We start from the raw sequence: 24,539 nt of genomic DNA on the forward strand, positions 1-24,539 counted from the left end.
CCTCTTATCTATCTTCATTAAATGGATAATGGATGCCGGCAGCCCGCAACTTGTCCACATGTACAAGCGAAGAGGAGTTCGAAACAAGTTCACCTACAATGCGCCCTTCTGCTTCCCCGCGTTCCTGAAACTGATATAGACGATTCAGCCTCACCTCCCCATTTTCCATTCCGACCACTTCACTGATCTCAGTAACCCGCCGTGAACGATCTCTGAGTCTTGATAGATGAACAAAAATATCGATAGCTGAACTGATTTGCTGTCTAACGACAACGATAGGCAAATCTGCCCCGCTCAGTACCATCGTTTCTAAACGACTGACCATATCCACAATGCTGTTCGCGTGTCCCGTTGAGAGACTTCCATCATGCCCTGTGTTCATCGCCTGCAGCATGTCCAGCGCCTCACTCCCCCGTACCTCGCCTACAATAATTCGATTAGGCCGCATCCGAAGAGAAGATCGAATGAGATCACGGATTGATATTTCCCCTCTGCCTTCCGTATTGGCATTGCGCGTCTCGAGTGATACAAGATTCGGTACCGTAACAATCTGCAGCTCTGCTGAATCCTCGATTGTAATGATCCGCTCACTGCTAGGCACATTCTGAGACAAGGCATTGAGGAACGTGGTTTTCCCTGATCCAGTTCCACCGCTGATAAAGATGTTGTATTTACTCTTTACGAGCTTTTGCAACAGCTGTGCAGCCTCTTTGGTCAGAGCACCGATACGAACTAGATCTTCCATGCTCATTGGTTTCTCCGGGAACTTACGGATGGTCATTGTTGGACCCTTTAGAGCAATCGGCGGTAAAACAATATTCACCCGTGACCCATCTTTCAGCCTCGCATCCACGATCGGAGAAGACTCATTAACAATGCGGTTTACCCCGGAGACAATCGACTGAATAATATCTTCGAGCCGGTCTGCAGATTCAAATGCGATGGGCAGCTGCTTCACTTCACCATGTTCTTCAATAAAAATCTCGTGATGACTATTAATCATAATCTCCGTAATATTCGGGTTATCTACAAGCGGCTGAAGAACATCAAGTCCTCGAAAGGAATCATATAATCGTCTAATTAGGGTCTGCTTTTCTCCAGAAGTCAGATGTACCAGATCTCTATGATAAAGTACCCTGCGCTCGATATGCTCCATGAGTTCCGAATCCCCTGCAGATGAAGTCACATCAAGACCTGAACGCACCGTCTTTCTTAATTCCTTGAACCACGCTTCATTCATGCTGTATTCTCCCTGTACAGATCGCCAATCGTTTCACACAGCTTATTCATTTCTTTCTGATATATCGGTGAGCTCAGCAGTAAATCAGGTTCCCGCATCTGTTTCCAGGAAGGGATATAAGGCAGATAATGTTCTGCAATCATCCCTTCGTCCGGAAGCTCGTTTACCATATTTCCCATATAACGATTAATTACGTACCAAGCTTTTCTCATCCTATTCTCATGCTGTTCTGGATCAAGCTGCCTATGAAACTTCATCCATTCCTTGCATTTATTCATCGTATGAATATCATCAGACAACAGCCATACTAGGAGCTGAGATTCCTCCATCACTGCTTCCGAGCGCAAGTCCCACACTGAATCATGGTCTGCAATAACAAAATGATATTGACCTGACTCCGTAATGAGACGGATCAATTCACTCGTATCCGATTTATTCATCTGAAGCAGTTCTTTGCGATTGTTTGCCGGAATAAAACAATCTGCTTGAATACGTTCATTCCGTATCGTATAAGGATTAAGATCAATCCTGTCATACTTCTCTCCATGAAAACTGTTATTTGGTACTTTATTCGCTCTCAGCTGGTACAATAATTGACTAAACAAATCGCCGCCTGATTCGGTTTGCCTCTCTATTGATGATGTTGATGTATGTAAAAATGGCCCTGTACTATCCATGGTTTCTAGATTCAGATAAAATACCGAATAACCCAACCGTCCGAGCTGTTTAGCTAGATTGAGAGCAACCGTTGTCTTTCCGCAGCCCCCAGATGCCGAAGTGACCCCAATCACCCATGTTTGTGCACCAGTGAATCTACCTCTTTCTCGCCTGCTCGAACTGAGCAGCACTTCTTCCCATTTTGCTAAGATGGCGGGCAAAGGCTGATACTTCCTAATTCTCGTTTGATCTTCTTCAGACACAAGCTGCTCTGTAAATAGAAGAACAGGTACTTTATCTGCAAAAGGACTGGACTTCCATTTTTCAATAAACGGCTCTTCCGCTACTATTAAGTCTGGAGTAGAGGTTGGAGTTAATTCCTCTATGTACCTTGACATGGCCTCCGGCTGTGAAAAAGCAGTCACCTGAAATACGGCTGAATACGAACTTCCTTGAATAAAATCTAGCAGCGCCTCAACATATTCCAAACTGCTGCTTGCAAGCAGCACTCTATTCATTAATCATCATACCTTTCCCCTTCCACAGCAAAAAAAGCACCGCCCATTATCGCAAGATTTCCTGCAATATGGACGGTGCTTCCGTCACGTGCTGATTAAGTTAACGATAGATTAGCATGATTTTCCATAATTATCAAGAACAAATTTTTATTTCCATGGTCTCTTTTATAAACGCATTGCATTTAATGTAAGTTTAGCAAACGTCCGTTCCCTTTATTTTATGAATATAGTACACTTAGGGAGATCCACGCATACATACTATACATCTTAGAATGGAGTGTTTTTCATGTATTTTTTGAGACGGTGGATGATTCCACTAGTCCTGAGTATTGCTGTTCTTACAGCGGGCTGCGGTGAGATTCAGTTAAGAGATTATATCACTGATACGAATACAGGCAGTACATCGAATACAGGTATTTCTACGGGTACATCAAGTACAGATAATACATCAGATCAATCTTCCACGGAATATAAATATCCAAGAGTTCCTGTTACCCTCGATCGTGCTGTGGACGGAGATACCTTGAAAGTGATGTACGAAGGCAAGAGCCAATCTGTGCGCCTGCTGCTCGTAGACACACCAGAAACATCCCACCCAAAGCTCGGTGTACAACCACTTGGTCAGGAAGCAAAGCAATATACAAAGCATATGCTAGAAAAGGCCAAGAAAATCGAACTTGAATTTGATATCGGTCCCAATCGTGATAAATACTCTCGTCTGCTCGCTTACGTCTATGTGGATGGAGTAATGCTTCAGGAATCGCTGCTTAAGAAAGGTTATGCAAGAGTTGCTTATATCTATCCGCCGAACGTTCGTTATGTGGATGAGTTTGAAGCCATTCAGAACAAAAGCAAAAAGCAAGCACTAGGTATATGGAAATATGAAAACTATGCACAAGAGGATGGTTTTCATCCTGCTGAATATCAGGAAGACGGCAGTACTACTTCACACAGCACTACTAGCGGAACTGCATCTTCTAATGGAATTAGTACTTCTTCTACTCCGCCTAACAATACTTGTACCATTAAAGGGAATATCAATGCTAAGGGAGAGAAAATTTACCACACCACTGCATCTCCTAATTACAAATCAACCCAACCAGAGGCTTGGTTTTGTACAGAAGCAGAAGCGGTAGCTGCTGGTTATAGAGCTCCTAAAAATTAAAATAAGGCAGCCACGCAGTGAACTGCCTTCACTTGTTAGATCTCACTAACAGATGGAGGTAATATCCTGCTACTGGCTGCCTTATTTTATTTATTATCCTATTTATAAAACCCTATTTATAAAAATCGTTTGCGGATCTCGGGAGTTGGTAACATACAAGCATCATCTTCATCTTTGCCAAACCAGCGGTAACGATTACGGGCAACCACATTATATACCCGGTCCCGAACTGCAGCCGGAATTATCAAGAAGACAGAAGCAAGATGATAAGGGAACCCCAGCTTTTTCGCAATATGCAGTGCGCCGGTAGAGCGAGTGTAATACTCTCCTTGTTCAATAAATACAAACGTATCCATAGAATGAAGAGGTATTCCACCATGTTTAAGCAACTTCTGGCCGATCTCCGATTGAAGTGAAGCAAAATGAAAATTTCCCTTGCCATCCCGCTTAATAATCCATTTCGTGAGTCCTTGACATAAGTGACAAACCCCGTCAATAAGCACGATATTAAGATTCATATATGGTTTCATATCAAAGTGAGATTCATTCTTCATGATTTCACCCCTTAGCTTAGTTCAACCACTGCTTAGACTATATGAATATAGAAAAAAAGCGCCGTGATCTCACGGACGCTCATCATAACAAACTATCCCTACTTGATAGCTTGTTCGATCAATTGGTCATTCATGATTTGCTCATGAATATCACCCGCAAATTTTTCCATGCATTTACAGATGAAATCCTTACGACAAATCGGGCATGGAGTCTTTTGAAGACGGCTGATGCTAGTCATGTGCCATTCCGGCTTGTTGGAATAAAATGCACGACAAAGCGTTCCATCTTTAAGCTTCATTGTAAATTCGTAAAGTCCCGCTTCTTCATTGCGGCTAGCAGTTGTTAAATCAACAATCTGGGGTCTATAAGACATGTAATCACCTGTGATTTCAAATTTATTCATGCCACGTACATATTAGTACTTAGTCATATTAAAGAATTTTAACCCTGATGTCAAATCAATATACCCCTGTATGGAAACAATATTCGAATGAATCGTAAAGTCAGTTACAAAAGAGAAGACCTTGGTGTGCCCACCAAGGTCTCTTTTATATCTCGCGAGAGATTGTCTATTAAAACATGATTTTTATTAATTCACTTAAAGGACGTTAAGTTCAACCGGGATGTTACCACGTGTAGCTTTGGAATAAGGACAGAAATCGTGTGCTTTCTTAGCCAAATCTTCTGCCTGCGCACGGTCTACACCTGGGATCTTCACATCGAGACGAACGGCAAGTTGGAACCCGTCATCTTTCGGATCCTTCCCGATCATGACATTACTTGTGATTTCTACATCACTTATTTTTACGCCTTCTTTACGAGCAATATTGCTCAGTGCGCTTTCGTAACATGCACCATAACCTGCTGCAAAAAGTTGTTCTGGGTTTGTAGCGTTACCACCTGCACCGCCCAATTCTTTTGGAGTTGATAAGTCGTGGCGAAGTACACCATCTGATGTTTCAAAAGATCCGTCTCTTCCTCCGCGTACGGTTGCGCTTGCTGTATACAATGCTTCCATCTTAATCGCTCCTTATCCTAGTAAATTTAGTATTTAGTGTTATAAACATCTTATTTCCTACCTTGTTATGTTAGGATGTGATGTTCGTGCATATTTATTTTTTAAACTTCTCACAGAAAATAAAACAACTTGAATAAAATTAAGTACTTTTTATTATTATTTTTGGTTTAATATCCTAATATTGACTTATGAATACAGCTGTAATACCATATTTTCACAGCAGGAACCCTGTAACCTGAAATGTTCCGTCTCATGAAATAAGTTACTGATACTCCCTTGACCTAAATAGTCAGGAAAGGAAGGTTGTCATGACGATTGATCTAACGGGATTTGTCCAACCAGCGAAAAAAAACAAGTTGCATGTCTGCTCTGTACGAATTCTACAAGGCGGAAAGCCTGCTGGGGTCTGGGATTTAACAAAAGATGAACGCCGTTTGCAGCATTCGGTCAGTAAATCTTTTACCTGTATGGCGGCGGGTCTTGCACTAGAAGAAGGAAAACTGTCACTCCAAACAAAACTCAGTGAATTCTTCTCTTACTCTACGACTCATAACTCTATGTACCCCAATATCCCTTCCCCTGGAGAAATTACATTATATGAACTGCTGACGATGTCAACAGGACATGATAACCCTCCATTATGGGCTAATGAGCGCAATACCCTCCTAGAAAAAGACTGGGCAAAGCACTATCTCTCTTTACCTTTGGACCGTGCACCGGGAGAACAATTTACATACAGCAGCGGAGATACTTTTATGATATCTGCTCTTGTGCAAGCCGCAGTGGGTGAAACGGTTCGGGATTATTTGGTTCCCCGGCTATTTACTCCACTCGGGATATATGACGCGAAGTGGGACAGTTCACCGCTTGGCGTTACACTTGGTTGTACTGGACTTAGAATCAGCAATGAAGAATTGGCACGGTTCGGTCAGCTGTTATTGAACAAGGGAATATGGAATGGTGAACAATTAATCCCTGAGTCTTGGATCAACTATGCTACAAGGAAACATATAAATACTCCTGCTGAAGGAGACTGGGGAGTCGGATACGGCTGTCAGTTCTGGATGTGTACTCACGGGGCATACCGTGCAGATGGGGCATTCGGTCAGCTGCTTGTCATCATACCTGATAAAGAAGCCGTGATTGCAATCAATAGCGAGGAAAATAATATTCAAGGTATTATGGATGTCATGTGGTCTGAATTGTATCCACAATTAGGATGAAATTTACCTGAATACCATTCTTCGCTTTAATCATGACGAATATAGGTCAAAACTCTTCTATTTATCTATGTACCGTTACAAATTTATCGTTTTAATGAGTTATGAAATTGATTTTAGTTTATATGTATAAATGAACACATCCCGCGTTTTTTATTTATTTCACTCACGCACAAATGTTGCACTAGACAAATAAATTTGTGGTAGTACAATATATTTTGTAAACACAAGACATATTTTCTGAAAAAACAGACTTTCATTCACAATTTTCATTTTCCATAGAAACAGGTGACATCTTATGAGTTTTTCTAAAAAACAAAAACAAAATTCAATGTATTCTTTATCGGGAGGAGAATCTCAAGGTGGAGGTTATACAGGTTCTCTTACGGTGCCGGCAGACGCATCCTGGTTTCGTAAGCTGCTCGCTTTTACCGGTCCCGGCTTCCTTGTTGCGGTTGGTTATATGGACCCAGGGAACTGGGCAACAGATATCGCCGGTGGATCTCAGTTCGGGTATCGCCTGCTGTTTGTCATCGTCCTGTCTAATCTCATGGCCGTTGTACTTCAGACGCTCTCAGGCAAGCTAGGACTTGTTACAGGTAAAGACCTTGCCGAGGCATGCCGTGAACGTTTCAACCCCGCCGTTGTTGCTGTACTCTGGGTTCTCGCAGAACTAGCCATTGCCGCTACAGATCTCGCAGAAGTCATAGGTTCAGCCATTGCACTAAATTTGTTGTTTGGTATCCCCATTCTGTATGGGGTTATGATTACAGCAGTCGATGTTCTTCTAATTCTGCTCCTTCAAAATAGAGGAGTTCGGACTTTAGAAAGTATCGTCATCGTCTTAATGGGTACCATTGCGATTTGTTTTGGAATTGATTTGTTTATGGCGCATCCCAGCCGTTTCGGTATCATGCAAGGTCTCGTTCCCGATACCGAAGTACTGCGTAATCCTGAAATGCTCTATATAGCCATTGGTATTCTTGGCGCAACCGTTATGCCGCACAATCTATATCTCCATTCTTCTATCGTGAAGTCACGCAAGATTGAAAATACGGTCAAAGCCAAAAAAGAAGCGATCCAATATACGACGATTGACTCAACGATCGCCCTAACAATTGCCATGTTTATCAATGGCGCAATCCTCGTGGTCTCTGCAGCAGCGTTTCACCAAGCAGGCATGTTTGATGTAGCAGATATAACAGATGCGTACCATCTGCTTACCCCGCTTCTTGGAACGACGGCGGCCAGTATTTTATTCGGAATTGCACTGCTCGCTTCAGGACAAAACTCAACACTTACCGGTACACTGTCCGGTCAGATTGTAATGGAAGGTTTCCTAAATATCAGATTGCCTGCATGGCTAAGACGACTTGCGACCCGGCTGATTGCCATTATCCCTGCTGTCATTGTTACGGCGATTGCAGGTGAGAAAGGTACCACCGATCTGCTGATTCTGAGTCAAGTCATTTTATCGTTGCAACTTCCCTTTGCTGTCATTCCGCTTGTCATGTTTACAAGCAGTAAAAAAATGATGGGCGAATTCGTCAACAAAAAATGGCTGAGCATCTTATCTTGGACCATTGCAGGAATCATTGTCATCTTAAATATATGTCTGCTCGCATTAACCCTTTTCTAATATAAATGAAGTCTGCAACTTAGTTACGAAGTTACGAACTAACCCCCATAAAAAAGACCCCGAATGAGTCGACTCTTTCTAAGTCTACCCTTCGGGGCTCAGTTCAACAAAATTCCACGACTTTCTTTTTTCAGAAGAAAGAACAATCCAGCGAATTATAAAAACAATCCAACGACTGTAGCGGATAGAATGGAAGCCATTGTTGCCACAAGTAACATTTTCAATCCAAAGGCACCCACTTCTTTCCCCTTTGCACCATCAATAGCTTGTACAGCACCGCCTACAATACCAATAGAACCAATCGAAGCAAAGGAAATGAGGAACGTTGAAAGAATAGATACTGTTTTTTCTGAAAGATCTGCCATCAATGGTTGGAACTGCATAATCGCAGCGAATTCATTAGCAATTAACTTTGTCCCCATTACGGAACCAGCCGTAATCATCTCATTACCCGGAATACCCATTAGGTAAGCGATTGGTGCAAAAACATATCCAACCATAGTCGTTAAATCCATTCCAAATATACTATCAAAGATTCCATTGACAAGTGCAAGTATCCCTAAGTAAGCGATCAACATGACACTTACAATTAGAGCTACCTTTCCACCGTCCATAGCTCCGCTTCCAATAGCTTCGAAGACATTTTTTGTATGAATCATTTCATTTATATCAATTTCTTCTTCCTCTTTTGAAACCTTCACAGGTGCTACTATAGAAGCTACAATCAACGCACTGAATACATTTAATACGACTGCAATCAAAACAAACTTTGATGGAAGCATGGTCATATAAGAAGCAATAAGAGCGGCTGAAACACTCGCCATTGCAGAAGTAGAAATGATAAACAAGCGATTTTTATTTAAACTTTTTATATGAGCTTTAATCGCAAGAATTGCATCTGCTTGTCCAAAAAATATAGAGTTAATCGCATTAAAACTCTCGATTTGAGGCAATCCTGTCACCTTTGATAATAATCCGCCAACAAATTTAATAATATACGGAAGGATTTTTAAATGCGTTAATAATGATAGGAACGCTGAAGTGAAGACGAGGATAAGCAAGACACTAACAAAGAAAGGCGATTGTCCCTCTGGGATCCAGCCACCCACAACGAAGTCAACACCTTCCATCCCATACTCTAATAATTTATTGAAACCCGTTGAAATGGTATCGACTACCTTCAGACCCATCGTTGTTTTGAGAAGTAGCCAAGTGAGAATAAATTGAATCCCCAGCATAATAATAATAGCTCTAAAGTTGATGTTTCTTTTGTCGTTAGAAAGCAAGTAAGAAACACCTAATAATAGAACAATTGCAACGATACCAAGTAAAACCCCAAACAAAACTATCCCTCTTTCTGTTAAATTTCATGGGAGAAGTCTAAGAAAAAACCTGCCATTTCTTCTCGCCGTATGTATACTACTTACTTTCCCTATTGAACTCAAGGACATATGTCCTACACATAAAAATTTCTATTATATTATTGTCTCGCAGTTTTTAACTTTGAAGTTCAGGGCAGAATAATAAACAACACAAAATAAAATTAGAGGAAGAAGAAAGATGCGTATAACTGATAATCAACCATTAATTTATTCATATCTGCAAAAAATTAACCTGCATGAATTCTTTTCTATAGAAGATCTAAACAAGATACAATTATGCAGTTTTGCAAAAGGAGAAAATATGATCTCCGCAGGCGAGCCTCTGAAGGAGATGTTTTTTCTAGTAGAGGGGAAAGTGAAAGTATACACAATAACTGCCGAAGACAAAAGATTAATCATACGATTTCAAAAAAATCCTGCAATGCTGGGGGATATCGAATTTGCGAATGAAGAGGCAGCCATGAATTCAGTGGAGGCCAGCACAGAATGTATCGCTTTACGTATTTCGTACAAAAATCTGAAAGATATAATCGGAGATAATCCAAGCTTTCTGCTACTATTACTCAAGTCTATTGCACAAAAGTTTAGGACAAAGACCAATTTCACTACATTCCTTGTTCTTTATCCTGTAGAAGTGAGGTTTGCCAGCTATTTATTATCTATTTCTACGGATAGCAAAGGGAATTTATTTCGAGAGGAAATGAAGAATTCAAGCCTAATTGAAATAGCGGATACTATTGGTACAAGTTACAGACATTTAAACCGAGTGATTCAGAAATTATGTGATCAACAAATTATTGAAAGAATTGATGGTACCATACATATCAAAAACATTAATAAACTTCGTAATTTAGCAAAAGACAATATTTATGAATAAGCGGTAGTAAGATGAAAACCTCGTAAATGAAATTTTTTGATAGGTGAAACCCCGAGATAGGATTCGCCTTTTTACAATGTCTACTATTCGGGGTCCGTTCTGCTAGGTAAATTATTTTTCTGATCCTTTTTCCCAATTCAGCGTTATAGGAGCAGTCCTATTAATTCATCTAAACCGGATATCGTACAATCCGGCACATCATCTGCGCCTTTAGAGGGTTGATATCTTCCATACCCTTGTAAAATACGGATGGTTTTCATCCCGAGTAATTTAGCAGGAACAATATCATTGTCAATCCGATCCCCAATCATAATTGCTTCCGAAGGAGCACATCCTGCTTTTTGCAAAGCATATTCATACAGTCTAACGTCCGGTTTAGCTAGTCCTTGCTCTGCAGAACAAGCGATAACATCAACATAAGAACTAAAACCATATTGATGAAGCCGTTCAGCCGTACCGGGACTCTGGTTCGCAATAATCCCAATCCGGTAATGTTCTCCAAGCTGAGCAAGTATTTTTTTAGCTTCTGGGTAAGGAGTCTCCAGTTCTTTACGGAATTTCAGCCTAGGCCGAATATATGCCCGGTCCTCTTCCTTCTCAATCAACTGGGAGATCGCATACTGCATGGGAGAGTCAATAAAATTAGAGTAGCTTTCAATAAACTTCTCCCTCACATCCTGAATCGTAATGGAATAACCTCGATCTGCAGCACGCTCAACAAACTGATTCATAATATGCTCCACCGGTATCCATTCATCGACAAGTGTGTCCCCTACATCAAAAAAAAGCCACTTTACGTCAGACCACATTCCCATCTCTTGTCTCAACCTTTCAAGTTACAATGATCTTCCATATAAAAAAGACCCATGATGATCATGAGTCTCACACTACGTGTATCTTATTTGACCATTATAGCAATGCAAGATTTGTTCCGCAATCATAGCAAGGATACCTGCCCTGCTACATCAATAGATGTAAAACAAATTCTATTATTTATCATTTCAGGGCGAAAAACATTCTAATTAACAGCAGCTCGTTCTTCGTTCAACAAGAACCCGACTTCACCCTTGATGGTGAAAACGATATGATTCGCCCCCATCCCCCGGTATACACCGCGAGGATGATTCTGTTGAGTGATGATCGTTATTGGTTTTTGTGTCCATGGTCTGCATATTTGCAGAAAGCGACAGGTTAAATTCATGCTGTTCTCAAACAAGAATACCCGTCCTACTGTGGCATCGGGCAATGCCCATTTATGAGCAAACGCAGTATCCATACGGATAACATGCTGCACTCCAAGCTTTCTAACCTTTTTTTCTTCCTGTTCGCTATTCGTGAGAACCGCAAAGGACAACTTTTTGTACATAAGTAATCGAATAAAATTTCGAGCTGCTTCATTAGGTGCAGTAACCAGAATGATTTCATTATTCATTGTGTAAGCCTCCCTATGATTGAAAAGACAACAAAAAAAGAACACCATTTACATCATGAAGGCATGCCGGCGCTCTCCCACCCAAATAGGAAGATAAGGAATCACGAAAATTCCCGATTATCCTCTCAGGTGCTCACGGTTCTGCTGCCTCTCCCAATATACGCTTACGAGGTTAGCTGCCGGATTCGGACAAGAGAGAGTTGCCCTATTCCCGGCCTGACGACCCGGAAATTCACCCCTTGGAATAAACAATCTTCCGAATGTTCATTCCCGTTTGGTTCCCCCGTTTTTGTCAAAGATCCACCCAAAAATAAATAGATGAATCTAAAAATTCAGCGTAGAAAACAATAAAAAACCACAGAGGGTTAGCGCCCCTGCGGTCGATAAACGATCACAAGATTCATCATTCCTCTCTCAAGTTATTAGCTTACGAGGTTAGCTGTCGGATTCGGACGATGAGAGTCGCCCTTCCTTATACACCCGAATGAAACTGTCATTCGACGAATAAAGATTCACCCCAGCAAAGTTCCTAGAACCAGCTTTTGCACCGATCCAAGCAGCCCTGCTATCATTGGTTCCCCCGTTTTTCGTTTGAATAGATCAAGACGAAAATTCAGCAAGCATAGTAATGAGAATTTCTATTGTTTTATAAAATGTAACTCGTCTTTCTTTGTACTCAAGATTTACGATATGAATCATACACCCGAAGCAGAGCGGTGTAAAGGTATTCTAGAGCTCAATTCAGTCAATATTAAATCATATCCCTCTGAATTCGATCAAAAAACAAAACAATAAGGCTCTCATATCCTCTAATCTCTATGTAGCTCAGCATTACACACATTTTGTTTAAATCTTAAGAAGACAAGGCAATGCTTTGTCTTACATTCGTTAACTCCCTTTATTAATTGTTTAAAATTTAATTGTAGAAAATATTGTAAACAGCTTATCTAATCTCTTATAATAAGAAGAAAAAGATGAGGCGGTGGGTTAATCAATGTCCATTTATGATTACCATGTTAATACCCTAAAAGGACAAGAACTTCATATGTCAGCTTATAAAGATAAAGTGATGCTCATTGTGAATACCGCCAGCAAATGCGGATTATCACCGCAGTTCAAAGGGCTGCAAGAACTTTATGATAAATTTAATCAACAGTCTTTCGAAATACTCGGTTTTCCAAGTAATCAATTCGCGAATCAAGAACCAGGGACAAGTGATGATATCGCTGAATTTTGCCAGATGAATTACGGCGTCAGTTTCCCTATGTTTGAGAAAGTAAATGTAAACGGAGAAGATGCTCATCCCCTCTTCAAATATCTAACGACCAAGGCACCTGGCATTCTAGGATCGAAAGCAATCAAATGGAACTTCACTAAATTTCTTGTGGATCAAGAAGGCCACATTGTAAAAAGATACAGTCCACAGACGACCCCGGACAAAATTGAAGCTGATATCGCAAAGCTCTTATCACGCCAAGGGATATAAGCAAAAAAAAGAGACCTTGAAGTTATAACTTCAAGGTCTCTTTTGTCTGATGCGGTCGAGAGGACTCGAACCTCCACGGGTATACACCCACTACCCCCTCAAGATAGCGTGTCTGCCATTCCACCACGACCGCGCATCTTGTTCAGCAACGTTTTCGTGCCAACAAAATATATTATACACATAAACCTATATCATGTAAAGACAAAAACCAAAAAAATTTTTAATTTTCTTTTTTTACATAACAAAAACATAAAACAAGGAATTAAACACTCCCTTTACGTTAAATTTACGTTAATTTACATAACATATAATAATAAAAAAGATGTTTTTATTGACTTTATTGGTTTTTATATGTCAAAATAGGTATCAAATACAACGGAATTCTCAAAAACATAACGCATATATAACATAATAATCAATCTCTCCTTTTTATCAAATTCCATCATCACCATAATCCACAGGGAGGCGAACGGAATGAACCGAGGAAATAAGCTGCTCGATTACGTAAAATTGCTTGATTCCTCACTTCAGGTAGGAGGGTTTTCACACTCCTTTGGACTCAAATCAAAGATTGAGACAGGAATGATCCGTACTTCGCAGGATCTAGAGACATTCATGCGCCATGAACTTTACCCTAATCTCATCAGAATCGAAGGTATGGCCATCAAAGGAACATACACCGCTGCTGCTAATCAAGACTACCAAAGAATTGCTCTTATCGATAAGACGCTACATGGTCAGCACTCCCCTGCAGAACAACCGAATGCATCAAGAACAACGGGAAAACGACTTATCAAGTTATCCAAAGCATTACATCCATGGATGGACTTTTCTCCACTTGAAAAAGCCGCTGAACAATACGGCGCTGTCATCTCTTTACCTGTCGTACATGCTTGGATTAATTACGAAATTGGCGTTCCCCTCATAAACGCCGTATCCAGCTATCTTCACGCTGCCAAGAATGTGTGCTTCCTTCACGCAAGACAACTCCTTTTTATAAAACCAAATGAACTTGAACAATTACACAAAACATTAGGAGAACATTTAGATCAAGAATGGAACAAATTAGATTTGTCTGACACCTCTGTATTTCACCCCTCTCGTTTCACCATACAACCTTTTCTTCCTAACTTTCCTTTTCCTGAAGAAGGAACTAAGGCATCCAGAGCCCCATCAAGACTCTCCTCGTATTAAACAGCCCCTCCCTTCCCTAAAACACGCCGATAATCTATTCCGGCGTGTTTTTCATCATTAATCGACGACATTGTCGGAAAAGAAAGACGTATGTAAGTTATTCATCATTGTTAGATGACGTAACAACGTATATAATATAGCTATACTTTTATACTAATACAAAGAGGACAGCTCCTTCTTTATTCTTTTTTCAAGAACGAAATATTTAATAGGGAGAGACGGCCATTGTCTGAAGCAAACCCGCTTACACTCGAAGATTCCTACAATCAATTTCGTTCTGCGACTGTAATAATTAATGAAGAAGGACTCATTTCTTCATACAATCAAACATGGCTCACCAAAATTTCTGGGCTGCTCCCCTATCCTGCAGAGAGCTATTTAAAGATGAATTATTACAGGATCCTTAATGAAATTCCAGGAACCTGCTTACACAATATACAGCTCATTATTCTTCATCTGCAGAAAGTATTAGAACGACATACACCTAGTTACGCCTGCGAAATAAGCACGCTTACAGATCAAGGGTATACATGGTTTCAGTTAGAAGCTTCCCCCTACAAAACTTCTCTTCAGCCCGATTTTGTCGGTCTCGCCATTTCTTATGTTGACATCACGCCCTTTAAAACACTGAAAACCCATCTTAACCACGCTTCTTCCCAGATCAAAACTCTTCGGGGCATGTTGCCCATATGCGCTGTATGTAAACGAATTCGAGACGAAGAGGATGAATGGAATCCTGTTGAGAGTTTTGTAGAAAGAAATACACACGCCGAGTTTACACACGATATTTGTCCTGATTGCATAAGAAGAGTGTACCCTCAGTATTCTCATTTTCTAGACGAAGCCTGAATAAACAGCTCTCCTTTGTTCATCCGAACATAGGAGAGCTGCTTAGAGAAGCATGGATTCAGCACTTACTTAGGCGACTCTTCGTTAAACCGTCAGATAATGTTCGAAGCTCGCAAGTTCAAGTTCTTCCGGTTTCCCCTGCATGGCAATAGCGCCTTTATCCATTACATAGATATAATCTGCCACACCGCGAACGAATTCTTCGCTTTGTTCCACAAGCAAAATGGCTGTGTCCCCCTGATTCTTAATCTGAATAATAACATCGCGAATGTCATCTACAATGGATGGCTGAATCCCTTCTGTCGGTTCATCAAGCAATAATAATCGCGGCTTTGCAGCAAGCGCTCTGGCGAAGGCAAGTTGCTGCTGTTGACCCCCACTCAGATCGCCGCCCTGTCTATTCATCATCGTCTTCAGCACAGGGAACATTTCGAGCACATCTATTGGAATCACTTTTGCTCCCTTAGGAGCCGTTTCAAGTCCAAGCAGCAGATTTTCTCTGACACTCATCTGCGGAAAGACATCTCTTCCCTGAGGGACATAGCCAATTCCAACCCGAGCACGTTTGGCCGAATCCCACTTTGTCACTTCTTTTCCATCCCAATGAATACTACCACTACGAACCTTTAATATACCCATTAGTGTTCGCAGCAATGTTGATTTCCCTACCCCATTTCGGCCCATTAAACAAACAACCTGGCCAGGTCTAATATCAAGATGCACCTGACGAAGCACCATACTCTCCCCGTACCCTGACTCAACCCCCTTCAGCAGCAACATCTTCCTTCCTCCTTTTGCCCAAATACACTTCAGCAACTACTGGATTCTGCTGAACCTCCTGCATCGTCCCTTCGGTAAGCAGTGTTCCTTCATGCATCACAGTGACTTTCTGCGCATACTGTCTAACAAATTCCATATCATGCTCTACCACAACTACCGATCGCTCTTTCGCAATCTCAGTTAACAGCACCCCCGTCTTGTTTGTCTCTTCATCTGTCATTCCTGCAACAGGCTCATCCAGCAACAACACTTCAGGGTTTTGAAGTAAAAGCATTCCAATCTCAAGCCACTGCTTTTCTCCATGGGACAAAGAACCCGCCATAAGATTCAAACGATGTCCTAGGCTAATCTGTTCTACCACTTCTTTCATTTCATTCGTCAGACAATCCCCTCGCCGTTTACGCAGTGCGGAAAACACATTTTTGTTAGGATTCTGTGCAATCTCTAAATTCTCACGTACAGTCAGCCCGCCAAATACAGAAGGCGCTTGAAACTTACGGCCAATACCAAGTCTTGCAACCTGATGTTCTTTCTTAGAAATAAGATCTGTTCCATCTGGAAGCAGAACCTGACCTGATACAGGTTTGGTTTTTCCGCAGATCACATCAAGCATCGTTGTTTTCCCTGCTCCATTTGGACCGATTAAGAAATGAAGTTCTCGCTGTTTTAAGGATAAATTCATATTACGCACCGCTACAAATCCAGAGAAAGAAACCGTAATATCTTGAACCGCGAGCACGATTTTCTCATTAGGATGTTGCTTGCTTATGCTTACGTTTACGAACGGACTTACCATCTGGCACACCTCCTTTTCGGACCCACATACCAGTTATACTGTGATATACACCAACAAGACCTTTAGGCATGAACAATACGATAGCTACAAATAGACCCCCCATAACAAAAAGCCATCCCTCTGGATACGCTTCGCTAATTCCTGTTTTTGCAGCGTTCAGCACTACAGCCCCGATCATAGCTCCAACCAGGGTTCCCCGGCCCCCAAGCGCAACCCATAACACCATTTCAATGGAGGGGACAATCCCCATCATCGAAGGAGAGATAATACCAACCTGAAGGACAAACAGCATCCCCGCAAGTCCGGCAAGCGCACCAGACAAGGTAAACGCCATTGTTTTGTACCACGCAGGATCATATCCGAGAAATCGAACTCTGTTCTCGCCATCTCTGGCAGCTTCGAGCACTTGACCAAACCTGCTGCGCACAACTCTTTTGCAGAGCACATAAGACAAGACTAGAATCAGAAGCGTTACATAATAAAGGATAATGGTCGTTGATGGCCGATGAAGCTCCATCCCAAAAATGTGATGGTATCCGGTTAACCCATTGGTTCCTCCTGTCCATTCCTGTTTCCCTACAAACAGCGTTACCATGATCATGACTAGCGCCTGCGTTAATATAGTGAAATATACACCGGTAATCCGGTTTCGAAAGGTGAACAGTCCAAGCAAAAAAGCAAGCAACCCCGGCAATAAGATTCCAAGTAAAAACGCAGCAGGGAAAGATCGAAAGATTGCCCAAAACCACGGAAGTTCCGTCACACTATTCCATACCATGAAATCAGGCAGTGCCGACCCGCTAGCTTGTAATTTTAGATACATCGCCATGGCGTAAGCGCCAAGCCCAAAAAACACTCCATGTCCTAGACTCAGCACTCCCCCATAACCCCAGATCAGATCCAGGCCAATGGCAAGAATCGCTAAAGCAAGAAATTTTGCAAGTAAACTTAACCGAAATTCCGTAGATACGAGCGGTGCCAGACTCATCAAAATCAGCACTACCCCCCAGGCAATTCGCTGCCCCCGGGTTCCCAATCTATTTATAAACGGCATCCTTAGCCCCCCCTAGTCTAAACTCCGTGAACGCAGTGCCACGAGTCCTCTCGGTTTCCATTGAAGGAAAGCAACGATGCATGCAAATACGAGCACTTTACCGATGGATGCGCTTGTGTACGTCTCAAATAAGGTATTGAAGACTCCTATTCCAAGTGCCCCCGTCACGGTACCAATCAGTTTCCCTACCCCGCCTAGAACAACAACCATGAATGCATCTACGATGTAATAGGTTCCAATCGATGGTCCGATGGGACCAAGCAAAGTCAGTGCACATCCTGCCACTCCCGCAATACCGGAACCAATGGCAAAAGTAAGTCCATCAACGCGCCGAGTAGAGATTCCAAGACAGCCTGCCATATTTCGATTCTGCATAACAGCACGCATCCGGCGTCCTGCTGCTGTTTTATAAATATAGATGTACATGCAGAATAGCACGACAGCGACCAGCAGAATAATGAACAAACGCGTGTAAGGAAGCGTGATGCCTTCCGTAACCGCTACTCCTCCATTAAGCCAGGAAGGACTGGACACCCCGACATTCGGGGCACCAAAAATCGTCCTTGCCAGTTGTTGCAGAATCATTCCTACTCCCCAGGTTGCAAGCAAACTATCTAGGGGTCTTCCGTATAAGTGGCGGATAAGAAGCACTTCCAGCATCCAGCCAACCCCCGCAGAAGCGAGGAACGCAGCAGGAAGCGCGACAAGATAGTACGTACTAAACCAAGATGAGGGCATATAGGAGAGAAATAAATTTTGCGTTACATAAGTGGCATAAGCACCAATCATAATCATCTCACCATGCGCCATATTGATAATATTCATTAGTCCAAAGGTTACGGCGAGGCCGAGTGCAATCAGAAGCAGAATGGAACTTACACTCAAACCGTTAAATGCTTGCAGCAAAAACATATCCATCGATTATGCCGCCTCCTTTCTCATCTATCTATTGTAGAAACAGATTAGTTAGCGCCAAGCGATTTTCCCCATTCATAGGTTTCCAGATATGGATCAGGCTTCACAGGCTCACCAGAGTTCCAGAGTTCTTTGAACTGCCCATTGGCCTGGACTTCACCTATACGTACCGTTTTGTAAATATGCTGATTCTCTCCATCAATGGTCACTTTGCCGCTTGGTGCATCAAACTCAATACCTTTGGCTGCCTCTTTCACTTGAGCCACATCAACAGTTCCCGCCTTTTCCACAGCTGCTTTCCATAAATAAACGGCAGTATACCCAGCTTCAATAGGATCCGCAGTCACACGGTCAGCTCCATATTTCGCTTTATAAGCAGCCGTGAATTTTGTATTCTCTGGCGTATCCGTTGTTTGGTAATAGTTCCAAGCTGCTAAATGACCTGCGAGAACATCCGCACCAATACCGCGAATTTCTTCTTCCGCTACACTGACAGACAATGTCGTTAGATCCTCTGACGTAATCCCCGCGTCTTTTAGTTGTTTGAAGAAGGCAACATTGCTATCTCCATTCAGTGTGTTATAAACAACATCTGGTTTTGCAGCTTTGATTTTGTTGATGATTGTGCTGTAATCCGTATGACCAAGGGGAGTATATTCTTCTCCGACCACTTCTCCCCCTTCTGCCTCAAGCTGTGCCTGAATGACTTTGTTCGCTGTTTTAGGGAAAACGTAATCCGAACCAAGCAGGAAGAATTTCTTGCCACGATTCTCAAGCAACCAGCTTACAGAAGGAACAATCTGCTGATTGGTTGTAGCTCCGGTATAGAAAATGTTTGGGGAGGATTCAAGTCCTTCGTATTGTACGGGATAGAATAACAGTCCATTATTTTGTTCAAAAACAGGCAGCATGGCTTTTCGGCTTGCCGATGTCCAGCCGCCAAACACCGCAGCTACCTGATCTTGTTGCAGAAGTTTCCCTGCTTTTTCTGCAAAAGTCGGCCAATCCGAAGCACCATCTTCAATAACGGGTTCGATTTGTTTTCCAAGCACCCCGCCCGCTTTATTTATCTCTTCAATCGCAAGCATTTCCGCATCTTTAACTGATACTTCACTAATAGACATCGTTCCACTGAGAGAATGCAGAATACCCACTTTAATCGTGTCACCATCTGAAGCACTTATCGTGCCACTGCCTTCCGTAGCAGACGGCTGCTTAGTCGGACCTTCTCCTCCAGATACACAGCCGGACAACATAATCACACCTGTTAACACCACAGGAAACCATTTACCGAACTTTCGCATTAGCATGAACCTCATCCCCTTTAATCAGTTAGCCCAAACCGAACATTTTTTTCCTGTTTTTCCTTTATTGTTTGGTATCTCACATTATAGAGAGATGAAATCATCTATGTCAATATACCTAACATATTTTAGTTCTACGCCTAGTTATATGGTGCACAATAACAAAAATAACAGACTAAATAGACAATACCCCTAAATATATGTGAGTATATTTAACATTAGAATTGAAATGCTATTCACTAAACAAGATAACTACGAAATCACTCGCACTAAAAAACACAAACAAATCAGACAGACCATGATCGATAAGATCATGGCCTGTTATGTGATAGTTATTATAAATGTCCTTATGTAATCCGTTATTTTCTGTTACCCTTCTCAGAAGATTTGCTGGCGTAGAGACTCGCCTGTTTTCTTCTGCGATAATGCGTGAATTCAATATACTCTCTAATGAAAGCCTGCTCTTCTGTAGATAAATCTCCTACATTTACATTCTGTTCATGGTTTCCCATACGATAGATAGCTTTCTGTTCTCTAACCTCATCATCATGCTTACCAAGCATGATCCAATCCAAACTCGCCCCAAAAAAAGCAGCAATCTCAATTAGTTTCACCGTGCTCGGAGTTGATTTCCCACGTTTCCAATCCCCCAAATTACCTGTGCTAATTTTCAATTCCTCACAAAACGCTTTTTTGGTCATGCCTCTTTCCATAATTAGATACTCAATCCGTTCGTAAATCGAATGCATATAAGACCGCCTTCCATGAAGTCATAGTAATATGAAAGCCCAGCAATCTGTAGACTAGCAACTCATATAACCCAGGTATTAATTCCATATTATAACATACAAATAGCACGTTCTCCGTCTGGTATTTGTACTTACTGTGGGCATTCTATATAGTTATATCTGTCACTGGTGATTACGATAAAAATACGTTATCCTTAATATGATGGCCTCTATCTACGAAGGAGTGAACAAATGAGTAAGATTAAAATTGTGACGGACTCTACACTGGATCTCGACCTTTCCGTCATTCAAAGATACGGTATTGAAGTAGTGCCTCTTTCTTTTACCATTAAAGGCGAAACCTATCTTGACCAAATAGATATTACACCTAAAGAATTCATTCAAAAAATGATCCAAAGCGATGAGCTGCCTAAGAGTTCTCAGCCGGCTGCCGGCGAATTTCTAGAAAGATACAACCGGTATCATGAGGAAGGATACGAGATCATCTCTATTCATATGACCGGAGGCATGAGCGGCACTGTACGTTCAGCGCAAATGGCTGCCGACATGTCAGATGCTAAAGTAACTGTTATCGATTCCGAATTTACATCCAAAGCACTCGCTTATCAAGTAATCGAAGCTGCTATAATGGCGGAGCAAGGCAAAACAGTGGAAGAAATCATAAGTAAAATAGAAGAGGTCAGGAAAAATACGAAACTGTTTGTCGCGGTAGATACACTGGATAACTTGGTAAAAGGCGGACGTATCGGAAAAGGAAAAGCACTGATCGGTTCCCTCCTGCATATCAAACCTGTCGCTTCTCTTATTGACGGTAACTATACTCCCGTTGTAAATCTTAGAAGCCAACCCCAGATCGCAAGGTATCTGGCCAAGCAGTTTGCTGAAGATGTAAAAGGAAAAACGATCTACAAAGTGGGAATCGCTCACGCTGAGAATTACAAATTAGCATCTCAGCTGAAAGATTTAATCCATGAGCTTACTGGTCACGAAGATGTAGAGATCAGTTACACTTCACCTATTATTAGTACACACACAGGTGTCGGTGCAATTGGGTTTATGTATTATTTTAAATAAAATAATCTTTATTCCATTATAATTTAATATTCTCTTATCTAATCTCAAAAGGACTTTTCTTGGCCCGTATTCTCAATCGGTTCCAGAAACAGTCCTTTTCTATTTTCACGCGTCTAGATCACTCTTTCTGCAAAAAAAGAAAAGCCTTATGCTAATGCACAAGGCTTTTCTTCGATATAATGCGGTCGAGAGGACTCGAACCTCCACGGGTATACACCCACTACCCCCTCAAGGTAGCGTGTCTGCCATTCCACCACGACCGCATATAAAATTATAACTGGTGAGCCATGAAGGGCTCGAACCTTCGACACCCTGATTAAAAGTCAGGTGCTCTACCAACTGAGCTAATGGCTCTTGATGAGAAGTTCCATGATGTTATATACCATAACACGAATTGGTTTCTTCCTAAATCATTAAGAGTAAAAGTGACCCGTAGGGGATTCGAACCCCTGTTACCTCCGTGAAAGGGAGGTGTCTTAACCCCTTGACCAACGGGCCTTAATAACATTCTGTGCTCTTCAGCGACAAGATAGAGTATACCATAATATAAACATCCATGACAACCCCTTTTTTTAATTTTTTATAAAAAAATAAAAACTTATATTTCCTTATAAAAACGGAATCATTCTCATTTTGATCAAGGTATTTTGTTTTAAATATTGCAATTTGACTTACAAAACATTAAAATCGCTTATATTGATGCATGAAGTTAGGAGGTTTCCAAATTGTATCAAGAAGAACGAATGCAACTGATTATGGATCACCTTGCTAACGCAGGACGAATCTCCATTGAAGAGATTTGCCAACAGTTCGATGTATCTAGAGATACAGCGAGACGTGATCTCATTAAGCTCGAAGAACAAGACCTTATTGTCCGCACTCGCGGAGGCGCGCTTCTCCCCTCCCCGATTCAGGAGTTCAAAAATTATAAAGACCGACTTGCCACTGTATCAGAGGAAAAGAAAAAGATCGGAAAACTAGCTGCCGCTCTGGTTCGCAAAGGTGACCGTATCATTCTTGACTCTTCTACCACGGTTCAAGCCTGTGCTGAATTTTTACATGCCGATCATTGCACCGTGATAACAAACTCCATCAACTCAGCTGATTTGCTGTCCGAAAAAGAATCGATTGATATCCGGCTATTGGGCGGCATTCTGCATAAAGAACACCGCTATGTATACGGAGCTTCTGTAGTCGAAACCTTATCTAATTATTATGTCGAGAAAGCATTTATTGGAGTCGGTGGAGTTACTACGGACGGACTTAGTGCAGATGATGAGGAAGGAAAAGTAAAACGTAAGATGATGGAACAAGCCGAAATGGTCATCGTCCTTGCGGATCATTCTAAATTTGGCCGGAATTATTTTTACCGATTTGCAGACTGGTCCCTAGTTGATGTCATTATCACAGATCAACTTCCGAGTACAACCATGATGGATTTCTTTGAACAACATCAAGTGGAAGTTTTGGTGCCGGATTCTAGTGAAGAACAGGAGGAATTATCTTGATTAAACTTATTGCGATTGATTTAGATGGAACACTGCTGAACACCGAAAGTCAGATTAGTTCCGAGAATGCGGATGCAATTCGTTTGGCCCAGAATAACGGGGTCCATGTAGTCATCGCTACAGGAAGAGCCCATGCTGATGTAAGAGCCCTGTGTAAAAAAGCAGAGCTTGTTACCCCCGTTATTGCAGCTAACGGAGCAACCACCCATGATGAAAATGAAAATAAAATTGAATCCATTCCTATGGATCGAAAGACTGCATTTAGCATACTCGAATGGCTGGAAGCGAACGAATTTTATTATGAGGTACTCACCGATCAAGCAATCTATTCTCCCAATCAGGGACATCAGCTCATGTCTATCGAAATTGACCGGGCCCTTAGTGCAAACCCGGAAGAAAGTATGGATCGTTTGCTAAAGCTCGCAGAGAAACAATATGAACAAACGGGCATCGTCCGTATTCCGAGTTACCGCAACATTCCTGAGAGCACTGAAATTTACAATATTCTTTCTCTTTCTTTTGACCCTGAGAAACTGGAGAAAGGCCGAGCTCAGTTCCGAAACGACGAGAATGTAGCCATGGTCATTTCGGCAGACCATAATTTTGAGGTAGAACATCCCGAAGCATCCAAGGGGAACGCGCTAAGTAAACTGGCAGACCGTCTTGGAATATCCATGGAAGATACAATGGCGATCGGGGACAGCTTTAACGATGTGTCGATGTTATCGATGGTCCACCATTCTGTTGCTATGGGTAATGCAAATCCCAAGATCAAGGAACTCGCTAAAGAAGTTACCTTAAATAATACAGAGCATGGCGTCGCTTACGCCATTGAACAGAAATTAAAGAACCTGCCGGTGAACAATCGGTAGATAAAAAAATAATACTAGAGCGCATGGAATTCCAAATTCCATGCGCTCTATTTTATAAATAATGCCGTTTTATAAAGTTACATTCGTATCGCCACATTCAAAAAAACGAAATTACCCATTCTAAAATTCTAGGGTATAGACCTTTAATTCTAAAATTCAAATATGTAATGCTCGAATAAGTAATTCTCAAATATGTAACTCCTCGAATACAAATACTCATCCCCAAAATATAGACAACAAAAAAAGCCCTCACGG

General features: G+C 41.6%; 24 protein-coding genes, 4 tRNA genes and 2 riboswitches. Of the genes, 10 read left to right on the plus strand and 18 right to left on the minus strand.

Annotated elements, in window-relative coordinates; translation table 11 throughout:
- Positions 1 to 4 precede the first annotated feature (4 nt).
- Together GQY27_RS04130 and GQY27_RS04135 are read right to left on the minus strand one after the other, a co-directional pair.
- Positions 5 to 1,240: a TadA family conjugal transfer-associated ATPase gene (locus GQY27_RS04130; RefSeq protein WP_160032260.1), complete on the minus strand. Its 1,236-nt coding sequence runs from the start codon at positions 1,238 to 1,240 to the stop codon at positions 5 to 7.
- Positions 1,237 to 2,415, minus strand: a complete 1,179-nt coding sequence (locus tag GQY27_RS04135; RefSeq protein ID WP_160032261.1) for a nucleotide-binding protein — start codon at positions 2,413 to 2,415, stop codon at positions 1,237 to 1,239. The genes GQY27_RS04130 and GQY27_RS04135 overlap by 4 nt, the downstream gene beginning before the upstream one ends.
- A gap of 295 nt (positions 2,416 to 2,710) precedes the next feature.
- On the opposite strand from GQY27_RS04135, the gene GQY27_RS04140 reads away from it, so the two are divergent.
- On the plus strand, positions 2,711 to 3,580 hold the full coding sequence (locus GQY27_RS04140) for a thermonuclease family protein (RefSeq protein ID WP_442950880.1): 870 nt from the start codon (positions 2,711 to 2,713) through the stop codon (positions 3,578 to 3,580).
- A 116-nt stretch (positions 3,581 to 3,696) separates the two neighbouring features.
- Here GQY27_RS04140 and GQY27_RS04145 read toward each other — a convergent pair whose 3' ends face one another.
- The 3 genes from GQY27_RS04145 to GQY27_RS04155 form a co-directional block, all read right to left on the minus strand.
- On the minus strand, positions 3,697 to 4,134 hold the full coding sequence (locus tag GQY27_RS04145; protein WP_160032262.1) for a thiol-disulfide oxidoreductase DCC family protein: 438 nt from the start codon (positions 4,132 to 4,134) through the stop codon (positions 3,697 to 3,699).
- Between the two features lie 98 nt (positions 4,135 to 4,232).
- Positions 4,233 to 4,538: a hypothetical protein gene (locus tag GQY27_RS04150; protein ID WP_160032263.1), complete on the minus strand. Its 306-nt coding sequence runs from the start codon at positions 4,536 to 4,538 to the stop codon at positions 4,233 to 4,235.
- 195 nt (positions 4,539 to 4,733) lie between these two features.
- Positions 4,734 to 5,153: an organic hydroperoxide resistance protein gene (locus tag GQY27_RS04155; RefSeq protein ID WP_160032264.1), complete on the minus strand. Its 420-nt coding sequence runs from the start codon at positions 5,151 to 5,153 to the stop codon at positions 4,734 to 4,736.
- Between the two features lie 308 nt (positions 5,154 to 5,461).
- Between GQY27_RS04155 and GQY27_RS04160 the strand changes: the two genes are divergently transcribed.
- Both GQY27_RS04160 and GQY27_RS04165 read left to right on the plus strand, forming a co-directional pair.
- Entirely contained in the window at positions 5,462 to 6,376 is a 915-nt protein-coding gene (locus tag GQY27_RS04160) for a serine hydrolase domain-containing protein (RefSeq protein ID WP_160032265.1), read from the plus strand.
- Positions 6,377 to 6,704: 328 nt separating this feature from the next.
- The gene (locus GQY27_RS04165) at positions 6,705 to 8,012 is read left to right on the plus strand and encodes an Nramp family divalent metal transporter (RefSeq protein WP_160032504.1); all 1,308 of its coding nucleotides are present in this window, start codon (positions 6,705 to 6,707) and stop codon (positions 8,010 to 8,012) included.
- Positions 8,013 to 8,167: 155 nt separating this feature from the next.
- Here GQY27_RS04165 and GQY27_RS04170 read toward each other — a convergent pair whose 3' ends face one another.
- Positions 8,168 to 9,355, minus strand: a complete 1,188-nt coding sequence (locus GQY27_RS04170) for a NupC/NupG family nucleoside CNT transporter (protein WP_160032266.1) — start codon at positions 9,353 to 9,355, stop codon at positions 8,168 to 8,170.
- Between the two features lie 217 nt (positions 9,356 to 9,572).
- Between GQY27_RS04170 and GQY27_RS04175 the strand changes: the two genes are divergently transcribed.
- Positions 9,573 to 10,271: a Crp/Fnr family transcriptional regulator gene (locus GQY27_RS04175; protein ID WP_160032267.1), complete on the plus strand. Its 699-nt coding sequence runs from the start codon at positions 9,573 to 9,575 to the stop codon at positions 10,269 to 10,271.
- 143 nt (positions 10,272 to 10,414) lie between these two features.
- On the opposite strand, the gene GQY27_RS04180 is transcribed toward GQY27_RS04175, so the two are convergent.
- Complete coding sequence (locus tag GQY27_RS04180) at positions 10,415 to 11,086, minus strand: HAD family hydrolase (RefSeq protein WP_160032268.1); 672 nt, start codon at positions 11,084 to 11,086, stop codon at positions 10,415 to 10,417.
- Between the two features lie 203 nt (positions 11,087 to 11,289).
- On the minus strand, positions 11,290 to 11,703 hold the full coding sequence (locus GQY27_RS04185) for a hypothetical protein (RefSeq protein WP_160032269.1): 414 nt from the start codon (positions 11,701 to 11,703) through the stop codon (positions 11,290 to 11,292).
- A gap of 145 nt (positions 11,704 to 11,848) precedes the next feature.
- Positions 11,849 to 12,019, minus strand: a riboswitch (cyclic di-AMP (ydaO/yuaA leader).
- Between the two features lie 92 nt (positions 12,020 to 12,111).
- Positions 12,112 to 12,332: riboswitch (cyclic di-AMP (ydaO/yuaA leader) on the minus strand.
- A gap of 365 nt (positions 12,333 to 12,697) precedes the next feature.
- Between GQY27_RS04185 and GQY27_RS04190 the strand changes: the two genes are divergently transcribed.
- A complete protein-coding gene (locus GQY27_RS04190) occupies positions 12,698 to 13,189 on the plus strand; it encodes a glutathione peroxidase (protein ID WP_160032270.1) in 492 nt (163 codons plus the stop codon).
- A gap of 50 nt (positions 13,190 to 13,239) precedes the next feature.
- Here GQY27_RS04190 and GQY27_RS04195 read toward each other — a convergent pair.
- Positions 13,240 to 13,322, minus strand: a tRNA-Leu gene (locus GQY27_RS04195).
- 341 nt (positions 13,323 to 13,663) lie between these two features.
- On the opposite strand from GQY27_RS04195, the gene GQY27_RS04200 reads away from it, so the two are divergent.
- Together GQY27_RS04200 and GQY27_RS04205 are read left to right on the plus strand one after the other, a co-directional pair.
- On the plus strand, positions 13,664 to 14,383 hold the full coding sequence (locus GQY27_RS04200; protein WP_160032271.1) for an urease accessory protein UreF: 720 nt from the start codon (positions 13,664 to 13,666) through the stop codon (positions 14,381 to 14,383).
- Positions 14,384 to 14,608: 225 nt separating this feature from the next.
- Positions 14,609 to 15,232 (plus strand): hypothetical protein, encoded by a 624-nt coding sequence (locus GQY27_RS04205; RefSeq protein ID WP_160032272.1) that lies wholly within the window; start codon positions 14,609 to 14,611, stop codon positions 15,230 to 15,232.
- Between the two features lie 84 nt (positions 15,233 to 15,316).
- Here the strand turns inward: GQY27_RS04205 and urtE are convergent, their stop codons facing one another.
- From urtE to GQY27_RS04235, 6 genes are all read right to left on the minus strand, one after another.
- The gene (gene urtE / locus GQY27_RS04210; protein WP_160032273.1) at positions 15,317 to 16,012 is read right to left on the minus strand and encodes an urea ABC transporter ATP-binding subunit UrtE; all 696 of its coding nucleotides are present in this window, start codon (positions 16,010 to 16,012) and stop codon (positions 15,317 to 15,319) included.
- Positions 15,990 to 16,808 (minus strand): urea ABC transporter ATP-binding protein UrtD, encoded by an 819-nt coding sequence (gene urtD / locus GQY27_RS04215; protein WP_160032274.1) that lies wholly within the window; start codon positions 16,806 to 16,808, stop codon positions 15,990 to 15,992. The genes urtE and urtD overlap by 23 nt, the downstream gene beginning before the upstream one ends.
- On the minus strand, positions 16,762 to 17,862 hold the full coding sequence (urtC, locus tag GQY27_RS04220; RefSeq protein WP_160032275.1) for an urea ABC transporter permease subunit UrtC: 1,101 nt from the start codon (positions 17,860 to 17,862) through the stop codon (positions 16,762 to 16,764). The genes urtD and urtC overlap by 47 nt, the downstream gene beginning before the upstream one ends.
- Positions 17,863 to 17,874: 12 nt before the next feature.
- Complete coding sequence (gene urtB, locus GQY27_RS04225) at positions 17,875 to 18,780, minus strand: urea ABC transporter permease subunit UrtB (protein WP_160032276.1); 906 nt, start codon at positions 18,778 to 18,780, stop codon at positions 17,875 to 17,877.
- A 44-nt stretch (positions 18,781 to 18,824) separates the two neighbouring features.
- Positions 18,825 to 20,087, minus strand: a complete 1,263-nt coding sequence (urtA, locus tag GQY27_RS04230; protein ID WP_442950875.1) for an urea ABC transporter substrate-binding protein — start codon at positions 20,085 to 20,087, stop codon at positions 18,825 to 18,827.
- A 353-nt stretch (positions 20,088 to 20,440) separates the two neighbouring features.
- Positions 20,441 to 20,830, minus strand: a complete 390-nt coding sequence (locus tag GQY27_RS04235; RefSeq protein ID WP_160032277.1) for a helix-turn-helix domain-containing protein — start codon at positions 20,828 to 20,830, stop codon at positions 20,441 to 20,443.
- Between the two features lie 231 nt (positions 20,831 to 21,061).
- Between GQY27_RS04235 and fakB the strand changes: the two genes are divergently transcribed.
- Positions 21,062 to 21,904, plus strand: a complete 843-nt coding sequence (gene fakB / locus GQY27_RS04240; protein WP_160032278.1) for a fatty acid kinase binding subunit FakB — start codon at positions 21,062 to 21,064, stop codon at positions 21,902 to 21,904.
- A gap of 180 nt (positions 21,905 to 22,084) precedes the next feature.
- Here the strand turns inward: fakB and GQY27_RS04245 are convergent.
- The 3 genes from GQY27_RS04245 to GQY27_RS04255 form a co-directional block, all read right to left on the minus strand.
- Positions 22,085 to 22,167, minus strand: a tRNA-Leu gene (locus GQY27_RS04245).
- A gap of 15 nt (positions 22,168 to 22,182) precedes the next feature.
- Positions 22,183 to 22,258 (minus strand) — tRNA-Lys (locus GQY27_RS04250).
- A 72-nt stretch (positions 22,259 to 22,330) separates the two neighbouring features.
- Positions 22,331 to 22,402 (minus strand) — tRNA-Glu (locus GQY27_RS04255).
- Positions 22,403 to 22,629: 227 nt separating this feature from the next.
- Here GQY27_RS04255 and GQY27_RS04260 point away from each other — a divergent pair.
- Positions 22,630 to 23,412, plus strand: coding sequence for a DeoR/GlpR family DNA-binding transcription regulator (locus tag GQY27_RS04260; RefSeq protein WP_160032279.1), 783 nt, complete (start codon positions 22,630 to 22,632; stop codon positions 23,410 to 23,412).
- The gene (locus GQY27_RS04265) at positions 23,412 to 24,284 is read left to right on the plus strand and encodes a Cof-type HAD-IIB family hydrolase (RefSeq protein WP_160032506.1); all 873 of its coding nucleotides are present in this window, start codon (positions 23,412 to 23,414) and stop codon (positions 24,282 to 24,284) included. Before GQY27_RS04260 ends, GQY27_RS04265 begins: the two co-directional genes overlap by 1 nt.
- Positions 24,285 to 24,539 lie beyond the last annotated feature (255 nt).

The sequence above is a fragment of the Paenibacillus sp. An7 genome, assembly GCF_009870785.1.
In the GTDB taxonomy this organism is placed as follows: Bacteria; Bacillota; Bacilli; order Paenibacillales; family Paenibacillaceae; genus Paenibacillus.